At 41.2% G+C, this 22,001-nt stretch carries 15 protein-coding genes, 2 tRNA genes and 3 rRNA genes; 13 read left to right on the plus strand and 7 right to left on the minus strand.

Features of this window, described 5'->3' with window-relative positions; all coding sequences use genetic code 11:
* Nucleotides 1-76 precede the first annotated feature (76 nt).
* Nucleotides 77-1,204: an anhydro-N-acetylmuramic acid kinase gene (locus tag ACYU0V_RS00065; protein ID WP_017386211.1), complete on the minus strand. Its 1,128-nt coding sequence runs from the start codon at nt 1,202-1,204 to the stop codon at nt 77-79.
* Nucleotides 1,205-1,265: 61 nt separating this feature from the next.
* On the opposite strand from ACYU0V_RS00065, the gene tyrS reads away from it, so the two are divergent.
* The gene (tyrS, locus tag ACYU0V_RS00070; protein ID WP_274862218.1) at nt 1,266-2,498 is read left to right on the plus strand and encodes a tyrosine--tRNA ligase; all 1,233 of its coding nucleotides are present in this window, start codon (nt 1,266-1,268) and stop codon (nt 2,496-2,498) included.
* A 165-nt stretch (nt 2,499-2,663) separates the two neighbouring features.
* On the opposite strand, the gene ACYU0V_RS00075 is transcribed toward tyrS, so the two are convergent.
* Nucleotides 2,664-2,906, minus strand: coding sequence for a hypothetical protein (locus tag ACYU0V_RS00075; protein ID WP_461848591.1), 243 nt, complete (start codon nt 2,904-2,906; stop codon nt 2,664-2,666).
* A 545-nt stretch (nt 2,907-3,451) separates the two neighbouring features.
* Here ACYU0V_RS00075 and ACYU0V_RS00080 point away from each other — a divergent pair.
* From ACYU0V_RS00080 to ACYU0V_RS00110, 7 genes are all read left to right on the plus strand, one after another.
* Nucleotides 3,452-4,989, plus strand: a 16S ribosomal RNA gene (locus ACYU0V_RS00080).
* 59 nt (nt 4,990-5,048) lie between these two features.
* Nucleotides 5,049-5,125 (plus strand) — tRNA-Ile (locus tag ACYU0V_RS00085).
* A gap of 55 nt (nt 5,126-5,180) precedes the next feature.
* Nucleotides 5,181-5,256: transfer RNA gene (locus ACYU0V_RS00090), tRNA-Ala, on the plus strand.
* A 352-nt stretch (nt 5,257-5,608) separates the two neighbouring features.
* Nucleotides 5,609-8,499, plus strand: a 23S ribosomal RNA gene (locus tag ACYU0V_RS00095).
* A 21-nt stretch (nt 8,500-8,520) separates the two neighbouring features.
* Nucleotides 8,521-8,655: a hypothetical protein gene (locus tag ACYU0V_RS00100; RefSeq protein WP_447512500.1), complete on the plus strand. Its 135-nt coding sequence runs from the start codon at nt 8,521-8,523 to the stop codon at nt 8,653-8,655.
* 32 nt (nt 8,656-8,687) lie between these two features.
* Nucleotides 8,688-8,802: ribosomal RNA gene (gene rrf / locus ACYU0V_RS00105) — 5S ribosomal RNA — on the plus strand.
* The 16S, 23S and 5S rRNA genes sit together here with 2 tRNA genes alongside, the layout of an rRNA operon.
* A 156-nt stretch (nt 8,803-8,958) precedes the next feature.
* A complete protein-coding gene (locus tag ACYU0V_RS00110) occupies nt 8,959-9,555 on the plus strand; it encodes a glutathione S-transferase family protein (RefSeq protein ID WP_274862076.1) in 597 nt (198 codons plus the stop codon).
* A gap of 48 nt (nt 9,556-9,603) precedes the next feature.
* Here ACYU0V_RS00110 and ACYU0V_RS00115 read toward each other — a convergent pair whose 3' ends face one another.
* Entirely contained in the window at nt 9,604-10,308 is a 705-nt protein-coding gene (locus tag ACYU0V_RS00115) for a TIGR04219 family outer membrane beta-barrel protein (RefSeq protein ID WP_461848592.1), read from the minus strand.
* 639 nt (nt 10,309-10,947) lie between these two features.
* On the opposite strand from ACYU0V_RS00115, the gene ACYU0V_RS00120 reads away from it, so the two are divergent.
* Entirely contained in the window at nt 10,948-12,426 is a 1,479-nt protein-coding gene (locus ACYU0V_RS00120) for a sodium-dependent transporter (RefSeq protein ID WP_086375991.1), read from the plus strand.
* A 12-nt stretch (nt 12,427-12,438) separates the two neighbouring features.
* Nucleotides 12,439-12,582, plus strand: a complete 144-nt coding sequence (locus ACYU0V_RS00125; protein WP_002119126.1) for a methionine/alanine import family NSS transporter small subunit — start codon at nt 12,439-12,441, stop codon at nt 12,580-12,582.
* A 41-nt stretch (nt 12,583-12,623) separates the two neighbouring features.
* On the opposite strand, the gene rsmB is transcribed toward ACYU0V_RS00125, so the two are convergent.
* Both rsmB and fmt read right to left on the minus strand, forming a co-directional pair.
* A complete protein-coding gene (gene rsmB / locus ACYU0V_RS00130) occupies nt 12,624-13,928 on the minus strand; it encodes a 16S rRNA (cytosine(967)-C(5))-methyltransferase RsmB (protein ID WP_461848595.1) in 1,305 nt (434 codons plus the stop codon).
* The gene (fmt, locus tag ACYU0V_RS00135) at nt 13,925-14,887 is read right to left on the minus strand and encodes a methionyl-tRNA formyltransferase (protein WP_262441984.1); all 963 of its coding nucleotides are present in this window, start codon (nt 14,885-14,887) and stop codon (nt 13,925-13,927) included. The genes rsmB and fmt overlap by 4 nt, the downstream gene beginning before the upstream one ends.
* Nucleotides 14,888-15,234: 347 nt before the next feature.
* Here fmt and ilvD point away from each other — a divergent pair, with 347 nt between their 5' ends.
* The 3 genes from ilvD to ACYU0V_RS00150 all read left to right on the plus strand — a co-directional run bounded on the left by ilvD (nt 15,235) and on the right by ACYU0V_RS00150 (nt 19,475).
* A complete protein-coding gene (gene ilvD / locus ACYU0V_RS00140; protein WP_068564699.1) occupies nt 15,235-17,064 on the plus strand; it encodes a dihydroxy-acid dehydratase in 1,830 nt (609 codons plus the stop codon).
* A gap of 312 nt (nt 17,065-17,376) precedes the next feature.
* A complete protein-coding gene (locus ACYU0V_RS00145) occupies nt 17,377-18,666 on the plus strand; it encodes a hypothetical protein (protein ID WP_032007455.1) in 1,290 nt (429 codons plus the stop codon).
* Between the two features lie 77 nt (nt 18,667-18,743).
* Nucleotides 18,744-19,475, plus strand: a complete 732-nt coding sequence (locus tag ACYU0V_RS00150; RefSeq protein ID WP_202744948.1) for a sulfite exporter TauE/SafE family protein — start codon at nt 18,744-18,746, stop codon at nt 19,473-19,475.
* A gap of 9 nt (nt 19,476-19,484) precedes the next feature.
* Here the strand turns inward: ACYU0V_RS00150 and ACYU0V_RS00155 are convergent, their stop codons facing one another.
* Nucleotides 19,485-20,375: a LysR family transcriptional regulator gene (locus tag ACYU0V_RS00155; protein ID WP_284090745.1), complete on the minus strand. Its 891-nt coding sequence runs from the start codon at nt 20,373-20,375 to the stop codon at nt 19,485-19,487.
* Nucleotides 20,376-20,455: 80 nt separating this feature from the next.
* On the minus strand, nt 20,456-21,751 hold the full coding sequence (locus tag ACYU0V_RS00160) for a solute carrier family 23 protein (RefSeq protein WP_461848599.1): 1,296 nt from the start codon (nt 21,749-21,751) through the stop codon (nt 20,456-20,458).
* Nucleotides 21,752-22,001: the final 250 nt, after the last annotated feature.

The following is a 22,001-nucleotide window of genomic DNA, read 5'->3' on the forward strand; positions in this document are numbered from 1 at the left end:
TCATTTACATAACAGCATTTCGGGTCAGTAAATGTGCTATGAGGTCGAATCTGACCAATCAAATCGATAAATAGCTTTATACCGCCGTGATCGTACCTAGAATTCTGAAATCCGAAGCACCTGTTACTGCTGGCAAATTACCACTTAAACCATCTACAAAGCGCATTGCTAACCATGCAAATGCTGTAGCCTCGACCCAAGTAGGGGAAAGTCCTAACACATCGGTAGGTTGAACAGACCAATTATGTTTACGTAAACGCCAACGTAATTGTTCTAACAAATAAGAGTTATAAGCACCACCACCACAGACATATACTTCACCTGTTTCCATCTCAGAACGATAAATTGCTTTTTGAATGGCACGCACAGTAAGTTTTAATAGGGTTGCTTGAATGTTTTCAGGGGTATCTTCTAACTCATCGTAAGTTAAATCATTTCGCCAATCGATTAACTGATCATCTAACCAATCAATATTAAAGTCTTCACGTCCTGTGCTCTTAGGTGGTTCTTTAGAAAAATACTCGTGGGCATGGAGACGGTCGAGTAAAGAGCGAATAGGGTGACCATAGGCAGCCCAATCACCATTTTCATCATATGGATGACCTGTATGGCGATGACACCACGCATCCATCAAAATATTTGCAGGTCCTGTATCAAAACCAAATACGCCGTCACTGTTATTGGCAGGCAGCATACTCACATTAGCAATACCACCCAAATTCAAAATTACACGATGAATACTTGGATGTTGAAATAATGCTTGATGGAAAGCCGGAACCAATGGCGCGCCTTGACCACCTGCTGCCATATCTCTACGACGGAAATCTGAAACAACCGGAATCTGAGTAATTTCAGTAATAATGTTTGGATCACCAATTTGTAGCGTAAAGCCATGTTCTGGACGATGACGAATAGTTTGTCCATGCGAACCAATTGCTTTTATTTGGCTACGGTCTAATTGGTGCTTTTCAATGAGAGTATTAATCCCATGACCAATCATTTGAGCTAGAGCAACATCAGCTTTACCCATGCGGTCAATTTCATTGTCATCAGGTAAAGTTAATGCCATAAGCTCATCACGTAACTCGGGTTCGAATGGAACTGTAAGAGTGGCATGAAGCTGTAGTGGCTCAAATGAAGCCGCAACAATATCCACACCATCCATACTAGTGCCAGTCATTACGCCGATATAGATTGCGCTCATATGCAACTTCCCCTGCAAGACGCTGAAAAAATGTTAGTATATCGCACAAATTGAATAACTGATGTGTTTAGGTTTTGTGATGTCAAATTTCTTGCCCGCCGAAGAACAGCTTGCCCTCATCCAACGAGGCACGCACGAAATTATTTCAGAAGAAGATTTACTGAAAAAGCTTAAAGAGAATCGCCCTCTTAAAATTAAAGCTGGTTTTGACCCTACAGCACCAGATTTACATTTAGGACATACGGTTCTTATTAATAAACTAAAAACTTTCCAAGACTTGGGCCATGAGGTTACCTTCTTAATTGGTGACTATACAGCGATGATCGGTGACCCAACTGGTAAAAGCGCAACTCGTCCGCCGTTGTCACGTGAACAAGTAGAAGCCAACGCTAAAACTTATCAAGAACAAGTTTTCAAGATATTAGATCCGAATAAAACAAAAGTACGTTTTAACTCAGAATGGTTTAATCAAAAGTCTGCTGCTGACCTTATTCAATTAGCAAGTCAGCAAACCGTATCACGTATGTTAGAGCGTGATGACTTTACTAAGCGTTATAGCAACCATCAGCCAATTGCAATTCATGAGTTTTTATATCCTTTAGTTCAAGGTTATGACTCAATTGCGCTTGAAGCTGACGTTGAGTTAGGTGGTACAGACCAGACCTTTAACTTACTTATGGGTCGTACTTTACAAAGCCGTTATGGCCAAGAATCTCAAGTATGTATCACTGTGCCGATTCTAGAAGGTCTAGATGGCGTAAATAAAATGTCTAAATCTTTAGGTAACTATATTGGTGTATTTGATACACCAGGGGCAATGTACCAAAAAGTTTTATCAATGCCAGACTCTTTAATTGAACGCTATTTCGATTTATTAAGCTTCAAATCTCTTGATGAGATCAAAGCTTTATTAGATGAAATTGCTGCTGGTCGTAATCCGCAAGAAGTAAAACGCATCCTTGCACTTGAGTTAGTTGAACGCTTCCATGATGCAGAAGCTGCTGCTAATGCCCATAAGAGTGCTGGTAACCGTATTACAGAAGGTGAAGTACCTAAAGACACACCAGAAGTGACTATTTCACTTGGGGAGTTTGGAGGAGAAATCTTTATTGCTACGATTTTACGTGTAGCGGGGCTAAACCCAAATGCAGCTGCGGCAAAAGATGCGGTTGCTCGTGGTGCGGTAAAAGTTGACTGGAATGCTGTTGATGCAAGCTTCTCTGTAAAAGAAAAAGGAAGCTTTATTATTCAATCAGGTAAAAAAGCAATTGCACGTGTAATTTTCACTGACTAATAAAAAAGTTATAGATTAAAAAAGCAGGAGTAATCCTGCTTTTTTTATTTCTGGATCACAAAACCAATTAAGCGTTCCACGTGGAACCATCTAAACATAATTAATAATAAATGAAGTAAGTTAAAAGTAAGAAGAAATATAGCTGGGAATAGAGTGTTTACTCTATTATTTCTTTGGAATCTTTGGAATCTTTGGAATCTTTGGAATCTTTGGAATCTTTGGAATCTTTGGAATCTTTGGAATCTTTGGAATCTTTGGAATCTTTGGAATCTTTGGAATCTTTGGAATCTTTGGAATCTTTGGAATCTTTGGAATCTTTGGAATCTTTGGAATCTTTGGAATCTTTGGAATCTTTGGAATCTTTGGAATTAAGGGACTATATATGTCTATAAACTTTATTAAAGACATAGAAAATTAAAAATGTCCCAAATTCTTAAATATAAAAACTAATAAAAGGTAGTGAAAATGCCTAAAAAAAAGCCATATATATCACTTTTTTCGCAAAATAGTAGAAAAAAACGGCACTCAAGTGAAAAAGGCTGAAATACCCCTTGCAAAGGGAATTTAATGGTCTATAATGCACATCCATCGGCGGTGATGCAGATAGAAACTTGTTGAAAAACAGTTACTTGGAATTGAGTTGGTTGCTTTAAGTGATGAATTTGATGGTAAGTTGGTTTGAGAGATAAGTTTTAAAAATATCGAAATTACCTGTTGACTTTTAAGAGATTAAGAGTAATATAGCCGACCTAGCTTGCTGGTGACGAACCAGGAAGAAGATCATTAAGAGAATTGAAGAACAACTTGTGTGGATTTTTACTGATTGATTAATCGAAATAATTTTCATTGATTGATTGGTTTAAATTACTCGAAGTTTATTTGAGCGAAATTTAAGTCAGTAATTGATGAGCCAGAATTGGTACCTTGTCTTTAAATAAGGTACAAAATGATTTTAACTGAAGAGTTTGATCATGGCTCAGATTGAACGCTGGCGGCAGGCTTAACACATGCAAGTCGAGCGGAGAGAGGTAGCTTGCTACTGATCTTAGCGGCGGACGGGTGAGTAATGCTTAGGAATCTGCCTATTAGTGGGGGACAACATTTCGAAAGGAATGCTAATACCGCATACGTCCTACGGGAGAAAGCAGGGGATCTTCGGACCTTGCGCTAATAGATGAGCCTAAGTCGGATTAGCTAGTTGGTGGGGTAAAGGCCTACCAAGGCGACGATCTGTAGCGGGTCTGAGAGGATGATCCGCCACACTGGGACTGAGACACGGCCCAGACTCCTACGGGAGGCAGCAGTGGGGAATATTGGACAATGGGCGCAAGCCTGATCCAGCCATGCCGCGTGTGTGAAGAAGGCCTTATGGTTGTAAAGCACTTTAAGCGAGGAGGAGGCTACTTTAGTTAATACCTAGAGATAGTGGACGTTACTCGCAGAATAAGCACCGGCTAACTCTGTGCCAGCAGCCGCGGTAATACAGAGGGTGCAAGCGTTAATCGGATTTACTGGGCGTAAAGCGCGCGTAGGCGGCTAATTAAGTCAAATGTGAAATCCCCGAGCTTAACTTGGGAATTGCATTCGATACTGGTTAGCTAGAGTGTGGGAGAGGATGGTAGAATTCCAGGTGTAGCGGTGAAATGCGTAGAGATCTGGAGGAATACCGATGGCGAAGGCAGCCATCTGGCCTAACACTGACGCTGAGGTGCGAAAGCATGGGGAGCAAACAGGATTAGATACCCTGGTAGTCCATGCCGTAAACGATGTCTACTAGCCGTTGGGGCCTTTGAGGCTTTAGTGGCGCAGCTAACGCGATAAGTAGACCGCCTGGGGAGTACGGTCGCAAGACTAAAACTCAAATGAATTGACGGGGGCCCGCACAAGCGGTGGAGCATGTGGTTTAATTCGATGCAACGCGAAGAACCTTACCTGGCCTTGACATAGTAAGAACTTTCCAGAGATGGATTGGTGCCTTCGGGAACTTACATACAGGTGCTGCATGGCTGTCGTCAGCTCGTGTCGTGAGATGTTGGGTTAAGTCCCGCAACGAGCGCAACCCTTTTCCTTATTTGCCAGCGAGTAATGTCGGGAACTTTAAGGATACTGCCAGTGACAAACTGGAGGAAGGCGGGGACGACGTCAAGTCATCATGGCCCTTACGGCCAGGGCTACACACGTGCTACAATGGTCGGTACAAAGGGTTGCTACCTAGCGATAGGATGCTAATCTCAAAAAGCCGATCGTAGTCCGGATTGGAGTCTGCAACTCGACTCCATGAAGTCGGAATCGCTAGTAATCGCGGATCAGAATGCCGCGGTGAATACGTTCCCGGGCCTTGTACACACCGCCCGTCACACCATGGGAGTTTGTTGCACCAGAAGTAGCTAGCCTAACTGCAAAGAGGGCGGTTACCACGGTGTGGCCGATGACTGGGGTGAAGTCGTAACAAGGTAGCCGTAGGGGAACCTGCGGCTGGATCACCTCCTTAACGAAAGATTGACGATTGGTAAGAATCCACAACAAGTTGTTCTTCATAGATGTATCTGAGGGTCTGTAGCTCAGTTGGTTAGAGCACACGCTTGATAAGCGTGGGGTCACAAGTTCAAGTCTTGTCAGACCCACCATGACTTTGACTGGTTGAAGTTATAGATAAAAGATACATGACTGATGATGTAAGCTGGGGACTTAGCTTAGTTGGTAGAGCGCCTGCTTTGCACGCAGGAGGTCAGGAGTTCGACTCTCCTAGTCTCCACCAGAACTTAAGAGAAGTTCGGATTACAGAAATTAGTAAATAGAGATTTAGATCTTGGTTTATTAACTTCTGTGATTTAAGTATCACGGTATTAAGCATGACCTGACGAAGGCGTGTTTATTCATTAACAGATTGGCAAAATTGAGTCTGAAATAAATTGTTCACTCAAGAGTTTGGATTAAGCAATTAATCTAAATGAATTGAGAACTAGCAAATTAACTGAATCAAGCGTTTTGGTATGTGAATTTAGATTGAAGCTGTACAGTGTTTAAGTACACAGACAACAGATAGTAGCGATGAAGAATCGCACGGACAACACTCACTTGTAGGTGTTGACGACTGTTTGGGGTTGTATAGTCAAGTAATTAAGTGCATGTGGTGGATGCCTTGGCAGTCAGAGGCGATGAAAGACGTGATAGCCTGCGAAAAGCTCCGGGGAGGCGGCAAATATCCTTTGATCCGGAGATTTCTGAATGGGGGAACCCACCTACTTTAAGGTAGGTATTGCAACATGAATACATAGTGTTGCAAGGCGAACGAGGGGAAGTGAAACATCTCAGTACCCTTAGGAAAAGAAATCAATTGAGATTCCCTCAGTAGCGGCGAGCGAACGGGGATCAGCCCATTAAGTTATGTGTGTTTTAGTGGAACGCTCTGGGAAGTGCGAACGTAGAGGGTGATATTCCCGTACACGAAAGGGCACACATAATGATGACGAGTAGGGCGAGGCACGTGAAACCTTGTCTGAATATGGGGGGACCATCCTCCAAGGCTAAATACTCCTGACTGACCGATAGTGAACCAGTACCGTGAGGGAAAGGCGAAAAGAACCCCTGTGAGGGGAGTGAAATAGATCCTGAAACCGCATGCATACAAGCAGTGGGAGCACCTTCGTGGTGTGACTGCGTACCTTTTGTATAATGGGTCAGCGACTTATATTCAGTAGCAAGGTTAACCGTATAGGGGAGCCGTAGGGAAACCGAGTCTTAATAGGGCGTTTAGTTGCTGGGTATAGACCCGAAACCAGGCGATCTATCCATGAGCAGGTTGAAGGTTGGGTAACACTAACTGGAGGACCGAACCCACTGTCGTTGAAAAGCCAGGGGATGACTTGTGGATAGGGGTGAAAGGCTAATCAAGCCTGGTGATAGCTGGTTCTCCCCGAAAGCTATTTAGGTAGCGCCTCGGACGAATACCATAGGGGGTAGAGCACTGTTTCGGCTAGGGGGTCATCCCGACTTACCAAACCGATGCAAACTCCGAATACCTATGAGTACTATCCGGGAGACAGACTGCGGGTGCTAACGTCCGTAGTCAAGAGGAAAACAATCCAGACCGCCAGCTAAGGCCCCAAAATCATAGTTAAGTGGGAAACGATGTGGGAAGGCATAGACAGCTAGGAGGTTGGCTTAGAAGCAGCCACCCTTTAAAGAAAGCGTAATAGCTCACTAGTCGAGTCGGCCTGCGCGGAAGATGTAACGGGGCTAAAACTATGTGCCGAAGCTGCGGATTTGACATTAGTCAAGTGGTAGGGGAGCGTTCTGTAAGCCGATGAAGGTGTATTGAGAAGTATGCTGGAGGTATCAGAAGTGCGAATGCTGACGTGAGTAACGACAAAACGGGTGAAAAACCCGTTCGCCGAAAGACCAAGGGTTCCAGTCCAACGTTAATCGGGGCTGGGTGAGTCGACCCCTAAGGCGAGGCCGAAAGGCGTAGTCGATGGGAAATTGGTTAATATTCCAATACTTCTGTGTAATGCGATGAGAGGACGGAGAAGGTTAAGTCAGCCTGGCGTTGGTTGTCCAGGTGGAAGGATGTAGGTATGTATCTTAGGCAAATCCGGGGTACTCTATACTGAGATCCGATAGCAAGCTGTACTTGTACAGTGAAGTGGCTGATACCATGCTTCCAGGAAAAGTCTCTAAGCTTCAGTTACACAGGAATCGTACCCGAAACCGACACAGGTGGTCAGGTCGAGTAGACCAAGGCGCTTGAGAGAACTCTGCTGAAGGAACTAGGCAAAATGGTACCGTAACTTCGGGAGAAGGTACGCTGTTGTTGGTGATGGAACTTGCTTCCTGAGCTGACGACAGCCGCAGAAACCAGGCCGCTGCAACTGTTTATTAAAAACATAGCACTCTGCAAACACGAAAGTGGACGTATAGGGTGTGATGCCTGCCCGGTGCTGGAAGGTTAATTGATGGGGTTAGCGTAAGCGAAGCTCTTGATCGAAGCCCCAGTAAACGGCGGCCGTAACTATAACGGTCCTAAGGTAGCGAAATTCCTTGTCGGGTAAGTTCCGACCTGCACGAATGGCATAATGATGGCGGCGCTGTCTCCAGCAGAGGCTCAGTGAAATCGAAATCGCTGTGAAGATGCAGTGTACCCGCGGCTAGACGGAAAGACCCCGTGAACCTTTACTGCAGCTTGACACTGAACTTTGACCTTACTTGTGTAGGATAGGTGGGAGGCTTTGAAGTTGGAACGCTAGTTCCAATGGAGCCGTCCTTGAAATACCACCCTGGTAATGTTGAGGTTCTAACTCTGTCCCGTTATCCGGGACGAGGACCGTGTCTGGTGGGTAGTTTGACTGGGGCGGTCTCCTCCTAAAGAGTAACGGAGGAGTACGAAGGTGCGCTCAGCGTGGTCGGAAATCACGCGTAGAGTATAAAGGCAAAAGCGCGCTTAACTGCGAGACCCACAAGTCGAGCAGGTACGAAAGTAGGTCTTAGTGATCCGGTGGTTCTGTATGGAAGGGCCATCGCTCAACGGATAAAAGGTACTCTGGGGATAACAGGCTGATACCGCCCAAGAGTTCATATCGACGGCGGTGTTTGGCACCTCGATGTCGGCTCATCTCATCCTGGGGCTGAAGCAGGTCCCAAGGGTATGGCTGTTCGCCATTTAAAGAGGTACGCGAGCTGGGTTTAGAACGTCGTGAGACAGTTCGGTCCCTATCTACCGTGGGCGCTGGAAATTTGAGAGGATCTGCTCCTAGTACGAGAGGACCAGAGTGGACGAACCTCTGGTGTACCGGTTGTGACGCCAGTCGCATCGCCGGGTAGCTATGTTCGGAAGGGATAACCGCTGAAAGCATCTAAGCGGGAAGCCTACCTCAAGATAAGATTTCCCTAGGAATTTATTCCTCTAAAGAGCCGTTCGAGACTAGGACGTTGATAGGTTGGATGTGGAAGCATAGTGATATGTGAAGCTGACCAATACTAATTGCTCGTGAGGCTTGACTATACAACACCCAAGCAGTTGTATATGAAGCATCAATCGATTCATAAATATGCAAAGCAACTTGATTTAGTTAAACACTTAGCTAAAATGAACAACGAAAAATCAGATTCAATCAGCCCATCTGTAAAGATTTGGAAAACGCAACGTATCACACAGTGAATAAAACGAAGCAAGTATCCATAAACAGTTGTGCTGGCGACCATAGCAAGAGTGAACCACCTGATCCCTTCCCGAACTCAGAAGTGAAACCTCTTAGCGCTGATGGTAGTGTGGGGTTACCCATGTGAGAGTAAGTCATCGCCAGCTCATTATTACAAACACCCCCATTCCAATGAATGGGGGTGTTTTTTTATGCCTAAAATATATTTGGGGGGAATAAATATAAAAATACTAAGGAAGAGTTGTGCTATAAATAATAAGAAAATTAATGTTTTAAGTATGCATAATAAGGGAAGAGCATCTATGATAATTTATGGTGATGTCGGTTCGGGTAACTGCTATAAGATAAAACTATTACTTTCCTTATTAAATATTAATCATAGATGGATCCACATTGATATTTTAAACAAAGAAACTCAATCAGCTGATTTTTTGTCCTTAAATCCTAATGGAAAAATACCTGTATTAGTCCTAGAAGATGGTCGTGTTTTGAGTGAGTCGAATGCTATCTTAGGTTACTTGGCTGAAGGAACAAAATTTATTCCTACAGATCCTTTTATTAAAGCAAAAATGTACCAATGGATGTTCTTTGAGCAGTATAGTCATGAACCATTTATTGCAGTTGCTCGTTTTATTAATAAATATTTAGGGTTACCACCAGAAAGAATAGAGGAATACCATAATTTACAGCCAAAAGGCCATAAAGCACTATCTATTATGGATAAAGCTTTAGTAGATCACGACTATCTTGTTGGAAATGAACTGACCATTGCTGACATTGCCTTGTATGCATACACGCATATCGCGGAGGAAGGTGGTTTTGATTTGGAGCTATATCCAAATATTCAAGCGTGGTGCCAAAGGATTCGAAAATATTTAGGTTATGTAGATATGATTTAAATAAAAAAGAACTCATATAGAGTTCTTTTTTATTTCTGAAATTCTAATTTAGAAGTGTGCTTCCAAGCCTACATATGGGCCTTTAAACTCAAATTTAAGGTCATTGTTATCGTAGTCATCTAAGTCGATATTAAGTACGCGATAGCCTGCTGTTAGACCCAGATCAATGAGTAGGTTATCTGCAAATTTATATTTTACTTCTGCCAGTGCATCTGTAATTCGTGCATCATCAAAGTTTGTATAAGTTGCTTCACCTTTAGCACTTAAGCCTGTAAATGGAAGTTTTACTTCACCTGACAAATAAGCAATAGGATATGTTTTATCAATATCCACGCGCTTACCTGTATACGCAGTAATATCACCATTTAATACAGTGGCACCAAGACCAGCATCTACACTTACGATATTATCTAGTAACTCGTAGTAGAGGATAAAATCGCTATGATCTAAATCAACTTTATAATTGGCTTGACCTAAAGTTTCTGATTTAGTTTCGGTATCTAAATTTACATAACGAATTTTGGCATTGGGAATAAATGGAATTGGGTGCTCTACTGCTAATGAGATTTGAGCACTACCTTTTTGGTCTAAGTCTTGATCTTCGGATGATTGAGAAGACATATTCGCTTTACCGTCATAAAACCAGTAACCGACGTCTCCTTTTATTCCTACGAAGTCTGCTTGAGCAAAGCCACTTAAGCCCATCCCGAGCGTTAATAAAGATATTTTTAATATTTTCATTTTTACATCCACATAAAAGAAATCTTTGAGCGCATGATATAGACATCTTGCTACAGATGCATTGATAAAAAATAAAGATCTGAGGTGTGTGATATGAGTAAATTTTTTATCCTTAAAAAAGTTTATTTATTTCAAAGAATTAATATTTTCTATCTAATTTAAATGAATTTAATCTTTTAGAAAATTTAGTATAAATTTTGTCAATCCTATCGGACTTATTAAATTTTAATTGATAACTGGAGAGTTAAAAATAAATTAGTGGATAAGTTGAGTAATTAAAGGAGCTTTTTTAAGAGTTGGCAGAAAATGTCATTGAACAATAATGTTGAGCTACAAGTAGTAGAACGTAAATATTAGCTGAAAAATAACCAATTGTGAAAAAAACTCAGAAAATTCGTAAAATTTCTGACGGAAATTACAGTAAAAAGAAATAAAAACAGGTATTGTTCAGCTATATAGGGGCAAAAAATGGACAAAAATCTTTAAGGAAGAATTTTCTATTTTTGCTTGTTTGTTAAGGGAATAAAAATACTCAAAAGGTGCTTTTTATTTTCTACAAACACAAAAGTATTTTTTGGTTCTTTTTTTGCATGCGGAATAACAATCAACAATAGCAGTAAAAATAAGTAATCTTTTAACATTAGGTGTTCTATGACAGATTCTCGTGAAAACTGGACGTCACGATCTGGTTTTATTATTGCAGCCGTTGGTTCGGCTGTAGGCTTAGGTAATATTTGGCGCTTCCCATACGTTGCTTATGAAAATGGTGGCGGTGCGTTTCTTATTCCCTATCTATTGGCACTCATTACTGCTGGTTTACCGTTGCTATTTTTAGATTATGCGGTAGGTCATCGTAGTACTAACTCCCCGCCTAAAGCTTATCGTGCCCTATTTAAAGGCGGAGAAACTTTAGGTTGGTGGCAGGTTTGTGTCTGTATCATCATTGGTTTGTACTATGCAAGTGTACTCACTTGGGCTGGTAGTTATGTTTATTTCTCTATTGGCCAAATGTGGGGAAGTGATCCAGAAGGTTTCTTCTTTAATACCTATTTGCAAACCACAAAAGCAACTGGTTTTGATTTACAGTTTGTAGGCCATTTATTCTGGCCGATTGTTGGGATTTGGGCACTTACTTTAATCATTCTTTATGGTGGTGTGAAAAAAGGTGTGGAATTATCAAATAAGATTTTCATGCCTTTATTATTTATTCTCTTCACTATTTTAGTGATTCAATCATTACGTTTACCAGGCGCGGTTCAAGGCTTAAATGCTTTCTTTACGCCGAACTGGTCAGCAATGATGGATTATAAAGTTTGGTTAGCGGCTTATGGCCATACTTTCTTCTCCCTCTCTGTCGGTTTCGGGATCATGGTGACTTATGCATCTTATTTGAAACCAAAAACGAATTTAACAGGTTCTGGTTTAATCGTTGGTTTTGCAAATGCATCAACAGAGATTTTGGCTGGTATTGGTATCTTCGCAGCGCTTGGTTTTATGGCACATGCTGCAGGTACTGAAGTTAAAGATGTGGTGAGTGGCGGGATTGGATTAGCATTTATTGCATTCCCTAAAATTATTTCAAGTTTAGGTGCAGGTGCCGATTTATTTGGCTTCTTATTCTTCTCTTCCCTTTTCGTCGCTGGTATTTCTTCGATGGTGAGTATTTTGGAAGTACCTATTGCAGCAATGCAAGATAAATTGAAATGGGGTCGTAAAAAAGCTGTAACCATTATTGGTGGTGGTAGTGCGCTTGTATCAATTATTTTATTCTCAAGTGTAAACGCAATTAAACTGGTTGATATCGTTGACCACTTTATCAATAACATCGGTATTATTGGCGGTGCTTTACTTTCTATTATTACCGTGGCTTGGTTTAAACGTTCTGCTCTAATGGAACTTCGTGATCACGTTAATCGCATCTCAACTATTCAATTAGGTAAGGGATGGGATTTCACTTTAACAGTCATTACATCATTAATCTTGTTAACTACACTCAGTATGACTGTATTTAATTTGATCAAAAATGGCTATGATACTTATAGTATGAGCTTACAAGGTGTATTCGGCTGGGGAAGCGTGATTTTCTGTGCAGTCGTTGCAATCGTTTTAAGCAAAATGAAAGATCGCTAGGAGGATAGAATAATGAATACTTCAGCAATCGTGATGATGGTAATTTCGATGGTGTTTTTATGGGGCGGCTTGGCTTTATCCATTATCCATTTATCGAAACATCCTGAAGAGTTAGATGACGTTTTAGAAGAAGTAAAAGATCAGCACACACTTTAATGCTGATCGAGTAAAAAAGCAGGCTTAAAGCCTGCTTTTTTTTATGCAATTTTTTGGATTTTACAATAATAAAACCCATCACCAGACTGCGCTTCTGGCAGTAATTGGCGACCATAGGTTTGCTCAATTCCCCAATCGGCTTCAATTTTAATCTCTTTTGCATTTGGATTTTCAGCAAAAAATTTCATCATCTGCTGTTCATTTTCAGCTTTTAAAATTGAACAGGTGATGTAAAGCAATGTACCGCCAACTTTGAGTTGTTGCCACATGTGGTCCAAGATCTGCTTTTGTAGCTCAATCGTTTGAGCTATATCACTAGATTGGCGTAATAGGCGTATGTCAGGATGACGACGAATAACCCCTGTAGCAGAGCAAGGTGCATCGAGCACTATACAATCTACTGGCTGTGCAGGTACCCATAGAGTTGCATCGGCTGCTAAAATCTCTGTATGACTTTGATCAAGTGCTAAGCGATTTAAGTTCTCAGTTACACGCACTAAACGGCTTGGGTCCTGATCAATCGCAATGAGCTGAGCAGGTTTAAATTTTTCAAGTAAATGAGCAGTTTTACCGCCTGGGGCAGCACAAGCATCAACTACTATTTTATCGTTCAAATCTGGCAATAATGTTGCGCAAAGCTGAGCGTGTTCATCTTGTACCGAAAACCAACCTTGTTCAAAACCGGGTAGTTGAGTAATTTGTACAGACTGTTCAAGAACAATACCTGTCTCAGACAAAGTACATGCACGTGCCTGAATTTCTAAACTCTGTAATTTTGCTAAATAAGCATCGCGGCCAATAGGACGCTGGTTCACTCTTAAGGTTAAAGGAGCGACTTGCTTCAAAGATTGGCAGAGAGATTCCGTTTGTTCACCCCAATCCTTTTTTAAGCGTTTGAAAAGCCAACTTGGTAAGCCATGCGCCTGCTGTAAACCTTGCTGAAAGTCATCAGTTTCACGAGTAGCTCTGCGTAAAATTGCATTCACAATGCCGCTGAGTGCAGGGAAACCAAGTTGTTTTGTCGCATCTACTGTTTCTGAAATAGCAGCATGTGCTGCAATACGCGTGCATAAAACTTGATAAAGACCAACATAAAGACAAGTTTCTACTGTTTCATTATTTAAAGGCTTGCTGAGTAGAGGTAGGCTAATTGATTTAAGTGCAAACCATTGGCGCAATGTGCCTAAAACAAGTTCGTGAAACAAAGCACGATCACGCTCTGCGACCTGATTCAGCTGTGTATTTAAAATACTAGCGAGTGATTGGCCTTGCTGAACTTTTAATAATGTCTGGACGACTTGAGCACGCAGGTTAAAACGTGAGGAATTTGAGGTAACCTGACTCATGGCAAAATTTGTCCTACGTGAAGTTTTTGAGTTTGTGCAATTTGTTGAGCGTTTAATGCTTTACCACCCGGCCACTGCACACTAGTCAGACAAATAAATGTATTTTCACCGCAGGCAACATGCACACCTTGTTTATCGATTGCAATAATTTCACCAGCTTGAGCATTCGCTTTGCTTTGGCTAGAAACTAGAGAGTTCCAGACACGCAGAGCATTATTTTCATCTAACTGAATGAAGGCAACTGGCCAAGGGTTGAATGCACGAATATTTCGGTCAACTTGAACAGCATCAATTAACCAATCAATACGAGCTTCTGATTTTATGAGCTTATGAGCATAGACCGTTAAGCTTTCGTCTTGAACTTCGCGTTCTGCCAAATATTTTTGTAGTGTTTCTTCTGACTCAAGTACCGTACAAATTGCTGTTGCACCTTGAGCGGCGAGTTTGTCATGCAAAGTCGCTGAGGTATCTTCGGCAGTGATTGGGCAGTATGTTTTATACATCATATCGCCTGTATCTAAACCAGCAGCCATTTGCATGATGGTGATACCAGTTTCGTCATCACCCGTTGCAATCGCACGTTGAATTGGTGCTGCTCCACGCCAGCGTGGTAATAATGAACCGTGAATATTTAAACAACCATATTTAGGTGTATCGAGCACAGTTTGTGGAAGAATTAAACCATAGGCTGCAACCACCATCACATCTGCGCCTAAAGCTGCCAGTTCTTGTTGAGCTGCTAACCCTTCTTCGGTTGAAGCTTTGAAGTGAAGAGGTTGATAAACAGGGATATTATGCTCAAGTGCAAGTTGTTTTACGGGAGATGGCGTTAGTTTTTGTCCACGACCCGATTTACGATCTGGCTGAGTATAAACCGCGATAATTTCATGGGAAGTTTTTAATAAAGCCGCCAATGCTGTTGCAGCAAATTCGGGGGTGCCAGCAAAAATAATTTTCACAAATGCAATCCAAAAAGAGTTTAGGCGTAGTATACGTGAAAAACGATTGAAGCCCTAAACTCATGGCGATTGAGCATTTTAGTTTTTAAATAGTGAACAAAAAATTATTGAAAAACTTTTATTGATAAAAAAAGGTTATGAAAAAATAAAAAATTATTCATGTAAGTTTTGCTAAATATTGACTGTCTATTACTGTTCTTGGCTTTCAGAATATTATTTGCTTCTATAGAATGGAGAATGATCAAATTATGATGATGAGTCAATATTCCGACTGATCTAACGCTATATCAGTATCATCCGCCAGAGCGGGAAAAATTCCGCTCAAGCACAACTTGTTGGAAACACTAATGCCTGACTATCGTTCAAAAACATCGACACACGGAAGAAATATGGCTGGCGCACGTGGCTTATGGCGTGCAACAGGAATGAAAGATGAGGATTTCGGCAAACCGATTATTGCGGTGGTCAACTCATTTACTCAATTTGTGCCGGGCCATGTACATCTTAAAGATCTAGGGCAGCTTGTCGCAGCAGAAATTCAGGCAGCAGGTGGTGTTGCTAAAGAGTTCAATACGATCGCAGTAGATGACGGGATCGCAATGGGGCATGACGGCATGCTTTATTCTTTACCATCACGTGATTTGATTGCTGACTCAGTTGAATATATGGTGAATGCACACTGTGCAGATGCCATGGTGTGTATTTCAAACTGTGACAAGATTACTCCGGGAATGCTCATGGCTGCGATGCGTCTGAATATTCCTGTTGTTTTCGTGTCTGGCGGACCAATGGAAGCTGGTAAGGTTAAGTTCCGCGGTAATGAAAAAGCGATTGACCTTGTTGATGCAATGGTTGTTGCGGCTGATGAAAGTTATACAGACGAAGAAGTTGAAGAATTTGAACGTTCGGCATGTCCAACCTGTGGTTCATGTTCAGGTATGTTCACTGCAAACTCAATGAACTGTTTAACAGAAGCTTTAGGTCTATCTTTACCGGGTAATGGTTCGATTGTTGCGACACATGCAAATCGTAAGAAACTATTCTTAAAAGCAGGCCAACTTATTGTTGAATTGGCTAAGCGCTATTACGAACAAAACGACGCAAGTATTTTACCTCGTTCGATTGCAACCAAGGCTGCATTTAAAAATGCGATGACCCTTGATATTGCAATGGGTGGTTCAACCAATACCGTTCTGCATTTATTGGCTGCGGCAAGTGAAGCAGAAGTTGATTTTACAATGGACGATATTGACGAGTTATCACGTCGAGTTCCTGTATTGTCGAAAGTAGCACCTGCAAAACAAGACGTTCATATGGAAGATGTTCATCGTGCTGGCGGTATTATGGCTATTTTGGGCGAACTTGATCGTGCGAAGTTGCTTGACGTATCTGTACCGACTGTACACGAGAAAACTTTAAAAGATGCGTTGGATAAGTGGGATATTATTCGTACTGAAGATGCAGACGTTTATGAATTCTATCGTTCATCACCAGGTGGTGTGCCAACGCAAGTTGCATTCTCGCAAAATCGCTATTATTCAACGTTAGATGGCGACCGTGAAAAAGGCGTTATCCGTAATGCAGAACATGCATTCTCTAAAGATGGTGGTTTAGCAGTTCTATACGGTAACATCGCGCTTGATGGCTGTATCGTGAAAACTGCGGGTGTTGATGAATCAATCTTGAAATTTACGGGCACAGCGCGTGTATTTGAGAGCCAAGATGCGGCTGTAGACGCAATTTTGGGTCATGATATTAAAGCTGGTGATGTTGTTGTGATTCGTTATGAAGGTCCACGTGGTGGTCCAGGCATGCAAGAAATGCTGTACCCAACTAGCTATCTTAAATCGAAAGGTTTAGGAAAAGACTGTGCATTGGTAACAGATGGTCGTTTCTCTGGTGGTTCATCAGGTCTTTCGATTGGTCACGTTTCACCAGAAGCAGCTGAAGGTGGTGCAATTGGTTTGGTTGAAGATGGCGATACCATTGAAATCGATATTCCAAACCGTACCATTCACTTAAACGTTGATGATGCAACTATGGCGCATCGCCGTACAGTGCAAGAAGCGAAAGGCTGGCATCCGAAAGAAGAACGTAAACGTAAAGTATCAAAAGCGTTAAAAGTTTATGCAATGCATACAACAAGTGCAGCGAAAGGAGCTGTACGCGTTCTATAAAATATTCAATTTTAATAATTGATTAGGAATCATGCACCCTTTAACACGATGAATTGCTATCATGTTAGGGGTGCATTTTTCATGTCTGGTAAAAAAAATCAGCTTGTAGAAAAAGGTGTTTTTAGATCATTCTATGGGTTTGCCATAAAATGGTGATAAAATCTTCACCTACGTAGAAACTTGCTAAAAACATGACTTATTTTCTGCGTGAACTAAGGTAGTTATATTTCAATCTCGACTACTGTTTTACCTTGCATTATGATCAAAACAATCTTTGATCTCGCTTAGGATTTATTTTTAGAGGCACAACTCATGTCACTGCTACGCCGTTGGTTTGACCCTATTCGATCGAGCTGGTTTTACCAAAAGCCTTCTCGTCAAGCGGTGTTACCCACGGAAAATGGTTTAAGTATTTATTTACGACTTGATGATGTGTATAGCTATTTGGCTGTTCAGCAATTGTCTCAGCTAGATGAAATTTTAAGTGATGAACTTAAGCCTTTAAAAATTATTATTTCGCATACGGCTTCTGAACCTCCAAACAGTATGTCGCATGAAGAGTGGCAGAATTATTGTCTAAATGATGCCAAGATATTAGCCAAACAACATCGTTTCGGTTTTGATGAATTTCCAGAAATCCCAAGCCCAGAATCTTTAAAACAAGCGGCAGTCATATTAAAAAGAACCCCATTACAAGGTCAGAATTTCTTCCATTTACTAGAAGATATTTTTCACATGCTTTGGCAACAACAATATGGAAAGTTGCGTACTTTACATGCCATGGCAGTTAAACATCAGCTTCCTCAACATTTTTCAGAACGTATTTTTACGGATGAGCCCGTACCTGCAGCATACTTTGAATTTGGTGGACGTAAATATCACGCAGTAGATGATTTATTACGTTTAACTCGTCGTCTGAAGCAGCAAAAGTTACTGACGGGCAATCCAATTTTTTTAATTAATCATATCGAATGGCGTGAACATTTGATTAATGATGCTGAAGCACTTACCGAGATTCAGACCCTTCATCCTGAGCTTGATATCTATATTGCTTTAGAAGATCCAATGAGTTGGCTGTTACTTGCCTATATTAAGGAAGAGCTGGCTGATTATTATGATATTCAACTAAAAGTTTACCCTTTAAGTTATCAAGGTCGAGACTGGTTTGACTGGAGTTTGGCGACACGTGTTTCTAAACGAACAGGTGTGGCCTTTACGCCATTTTGTCGCCCTACTGAGGAAAGCACATTAGAGATGGCAAAGCTTTTCTATAGTGTGCAAGAGAATCAGCAAATCGATACAATTTTTACGATATTGCAGGCAGTTTGGACAAAAGGAAAAGATTTATCTTTCTTAAAACATTTCCAACAGTTACAGCAACAACTTGGGATTGAGCAGCTAACCGACCAAGATGTGCAATCTGTTTTGGCGCAGAATGATGCACTTTGCAAAGACAAGCATCAGCCTGATTTGCCAGTTTTAGAGCTGCGTATTGATGGTCAGAGCTACGTATTTAATAGCTTGTATCGTGTATGGATGATCGAAAGTATTTTTAGTAATGTATTAGAAGAGAAATATAAAACAGCCTCAACTTTTAATTGAGGCCTACTTCTAAAAACAAGAATAGGGCAATACCTGTTTTTTCCGTAGCATATCCTTTAAGGAATCGGAGATAAACAGTGACTTTTTTAGCAATTATTATGGTGGTCTTTGCCTTCGCTGGCATGATTAAAGGCATGATTGGTTTAGGATTGCCCGCAGTATCTATGGGCTTACTGACCATCGCAATGAGCCCTTTTCAGGCAGCTTCTCTTCTGATAGTTCCTTCAATGGTCACCAATGTCTGGCAACTTTTTGCTGAAGGACATGTCTGGGCTTTTATTCGCCGTTTCTGGACTTTGCTTGTGGGCATTGTTGTGGGCTCAATATGGAGCTTTCTACCCACTTTAAGTCAAAGTCATGGGCATAGTAGTGAGATTTTATTAGGCTGTATGTTGGCCTTATATGGACTCTATGGTCTGTGCGTGAAGAAACTTCCACACTTAGGGAAGTATGAACGTTGGCTATCACCGATTATTGGATATATCGGCGGGGCAGTGACTGTAGCAACTGGTGTCATTATTATTCCAATCGTTCCTTATTTGCAGTCTTTACATTTAAAGCGTGATGAGTTGGTTCAGGCTTTAGGACTAACGTTTACTGTCTCTACAATTTGTCTTGCAGTCTTTTTACACCACAACCCGATGTCGGGCATCACATTGGATTATCGTTTATCTTTCGCTGCATTGTTGGCGGCGCTCGTTGGAATGTGGTTAGGTAAAAAAATCCGTTATCGGTTAAATGAGCAGTTATTTCGTCGTATCTTTTTTATAGGTTTGGTGTCATTAGGGCTTTATATGATTTTGCACTAAACCAAATTTTTAAGGGCGATGTTGCAATAAAAAATCGGCAAATTGCTTATAACTGTTAGGGAGCTGATTGAAATTTTGTGTAGCCAAAAGCAGTTTACGATTTGCCCAAGCACCTAGCAGTTGAATGGAATGAAAGTCATAGTCCGATTGCAAACGCTGGGCAGCGCGAGCTGGCATAATCGCAATTCCGACACCTTTGGCGACTACCTCAGCAATCGCCCCAAAATTAGGTAAGCGCAAACGGTACTGTATGTTAAAGCCTAATAGCTTAGCTTGAGTTTCGATGGACTGTTGCAATGAATGATGGGGTTTAAGGCCAATAAAACCATAACTTAAAGCCTCTACCAAATTCAGCTCTTGGTGTTGAGCTAAGTTGTGAGTAGGAGGACAAATCAGAACTAATGGATCGCTAGCAAATTCCTTAGTTTGCAAATGCCTGGTATCAAAAAAGCTTGAGACCAAGCCAAGGCTCGCAATTCCTTGCGTTAATGCCTCTACAATTTCTGAACTTTCTGCCTCGTGTAAATCAATGTTCATTTCGGGATGAAGCACCAAATATTGTGGTAATAACGGAGGCAAATATTCGCTTTGAGCAGAAGAGTTACACCAAAGCGTTAATGACTCTGTGGTAGGCGGCTTAAAACGCTGCATTTCTTGTTCGAGCTGCTCTTTTTGTGCAATAAGTTGACGTGCATGCTCAACAAAAGCGTGTCCTGCTGTGGTGAGCTCTACACCAGTGGTGTGACGAATAAATAAGGGTGTTTCAAAATATTGTTCGAGTTTTTTAATACGTTCGCTTGCGGCTTGAAGTGAAATCGCAGAGCGGTCTGCACCTTTGGTTAGACTACCTGTAGAGACAATATGAAGAACCAGCTGTAAATCAAAAAAATCAAAACGCATGACAGGGAACGTATTGAAGGCTAAAAAGTCATCATACTAAATCGTAATAAAAAAAGGCAGCTTGCGCTGCCTTTTTGAATTTAGGTTTTATCTTTTAAACTAAACAGCCAATTTAAAATAATGGCCGCAAAAGTTGCTGTACCAATACCACCTAAATTGAAATTACCGAACAATAATTCAAAGTTACCAGCACCTAAAATAATCGTGACCGAAGCAACAATCAGGTTTTTATTGTTAGAAAAATCAACTTTGTTTTCAATCCAGATTTTTGCACCGGCAATGGTAATCAAACCAAATACAACAATAGATGCACCTGTTAAAACTGCGCTTGGGATCGTACTAATCACCGCGCCAAATTTTGGAGATAGACCTAAGAAAATTGCAAAGACACCTGCGATCACAAAAACAATGGTTGAGTACACACGAGTGACTGCCATCACACCAATGTTTTCACCGTAAGTGGTCATCCCCGGAGCGCCGACACTACCAGATAGTGTTGTTGCCAAACCATCTGCAACAAATGCTTTACCTAATTGTGGAGTCAGGTTTTCACCAGTCATCGCGCCAACAGCTTTAATATGTCCTAGGTTTTCTGCTACTAAGATAAGTGCAACTGGTGCAATAATTAGCATAGTATTCGTGTCAAAGGTAGGATGTGAAAAGCTTGGAATCCCAAACCATGCGGCTTGTGAGATCTGGCTAAAATCGATTGGTTTACCTAAACCTAGTCCATTAGTGGTGATGGCATAAATCACATAGGCCAAGATCAAACCAATCAATAGAAGTAAACGTTGCAATAGGCCACGAGTAAAGACTGCAATACTGCCCATACAAAGTACTGTAATTAAGGCCATCCACATTTCAAATGGTTGGCCTGCAACACCTTTAATCGTAACAGGTGCAAGGTTTAGACCAATAATCATCACAATGGCGCCAGTCACCACAGGTGGCATGAGTTTTTCAATCCAGCGTGTACCTGTAAGCATCACAATAAAACCGATGATGGCATAAAAAACACCACATGCTACGATTCCACCTAAAGCCATGGATAGATTTGGATTGGCACCTGAACCTGTAATATGTCCAGTTGCAGCTGCAACCACACCAATAAAGGCAAAACTTGAACCTAAGTAACTTGGAACACGACCACCTGTAATTAAAAAGAACAAGATGGTACAGATGCCAGACATTAAAATAGCAAGGTTAGGATTAAAACCCATAAGTAACGGTGCTAAAACAGTCGCCCCAAACATGGCAAATGCATGTTGAATACCCAAAACAGCACTTTGAACGGGTGGGAGATATTCATTGGTAGAGACTGGCCGATGGTCAATATCACCTTGGTAAGGCTGCCATTTTGGAAACCAATTGGACATAAAATGAGCTCATTATTCTTTAATTGCTGCAATGATACTCTTTCTTGGGAAAGCATTTAATCTCTAGTGAGAAGTATGTAAGTGAAAAATAATTATTTTTTAACGATTGGTATAATTTTTAAAAACTAAATATACGTATTTAGTTATTTTTTTCTCATAAAAATTAATTTTATGATTTTTAAAAAATATTCAAAAAAATAGAAAATCGAGGAAAGTTTAAGAAAAATAGAGAATTTTGCAAGTAAAAAGC

The organism is Acinetobacter sp. X9, assembly GCF_054889255.1.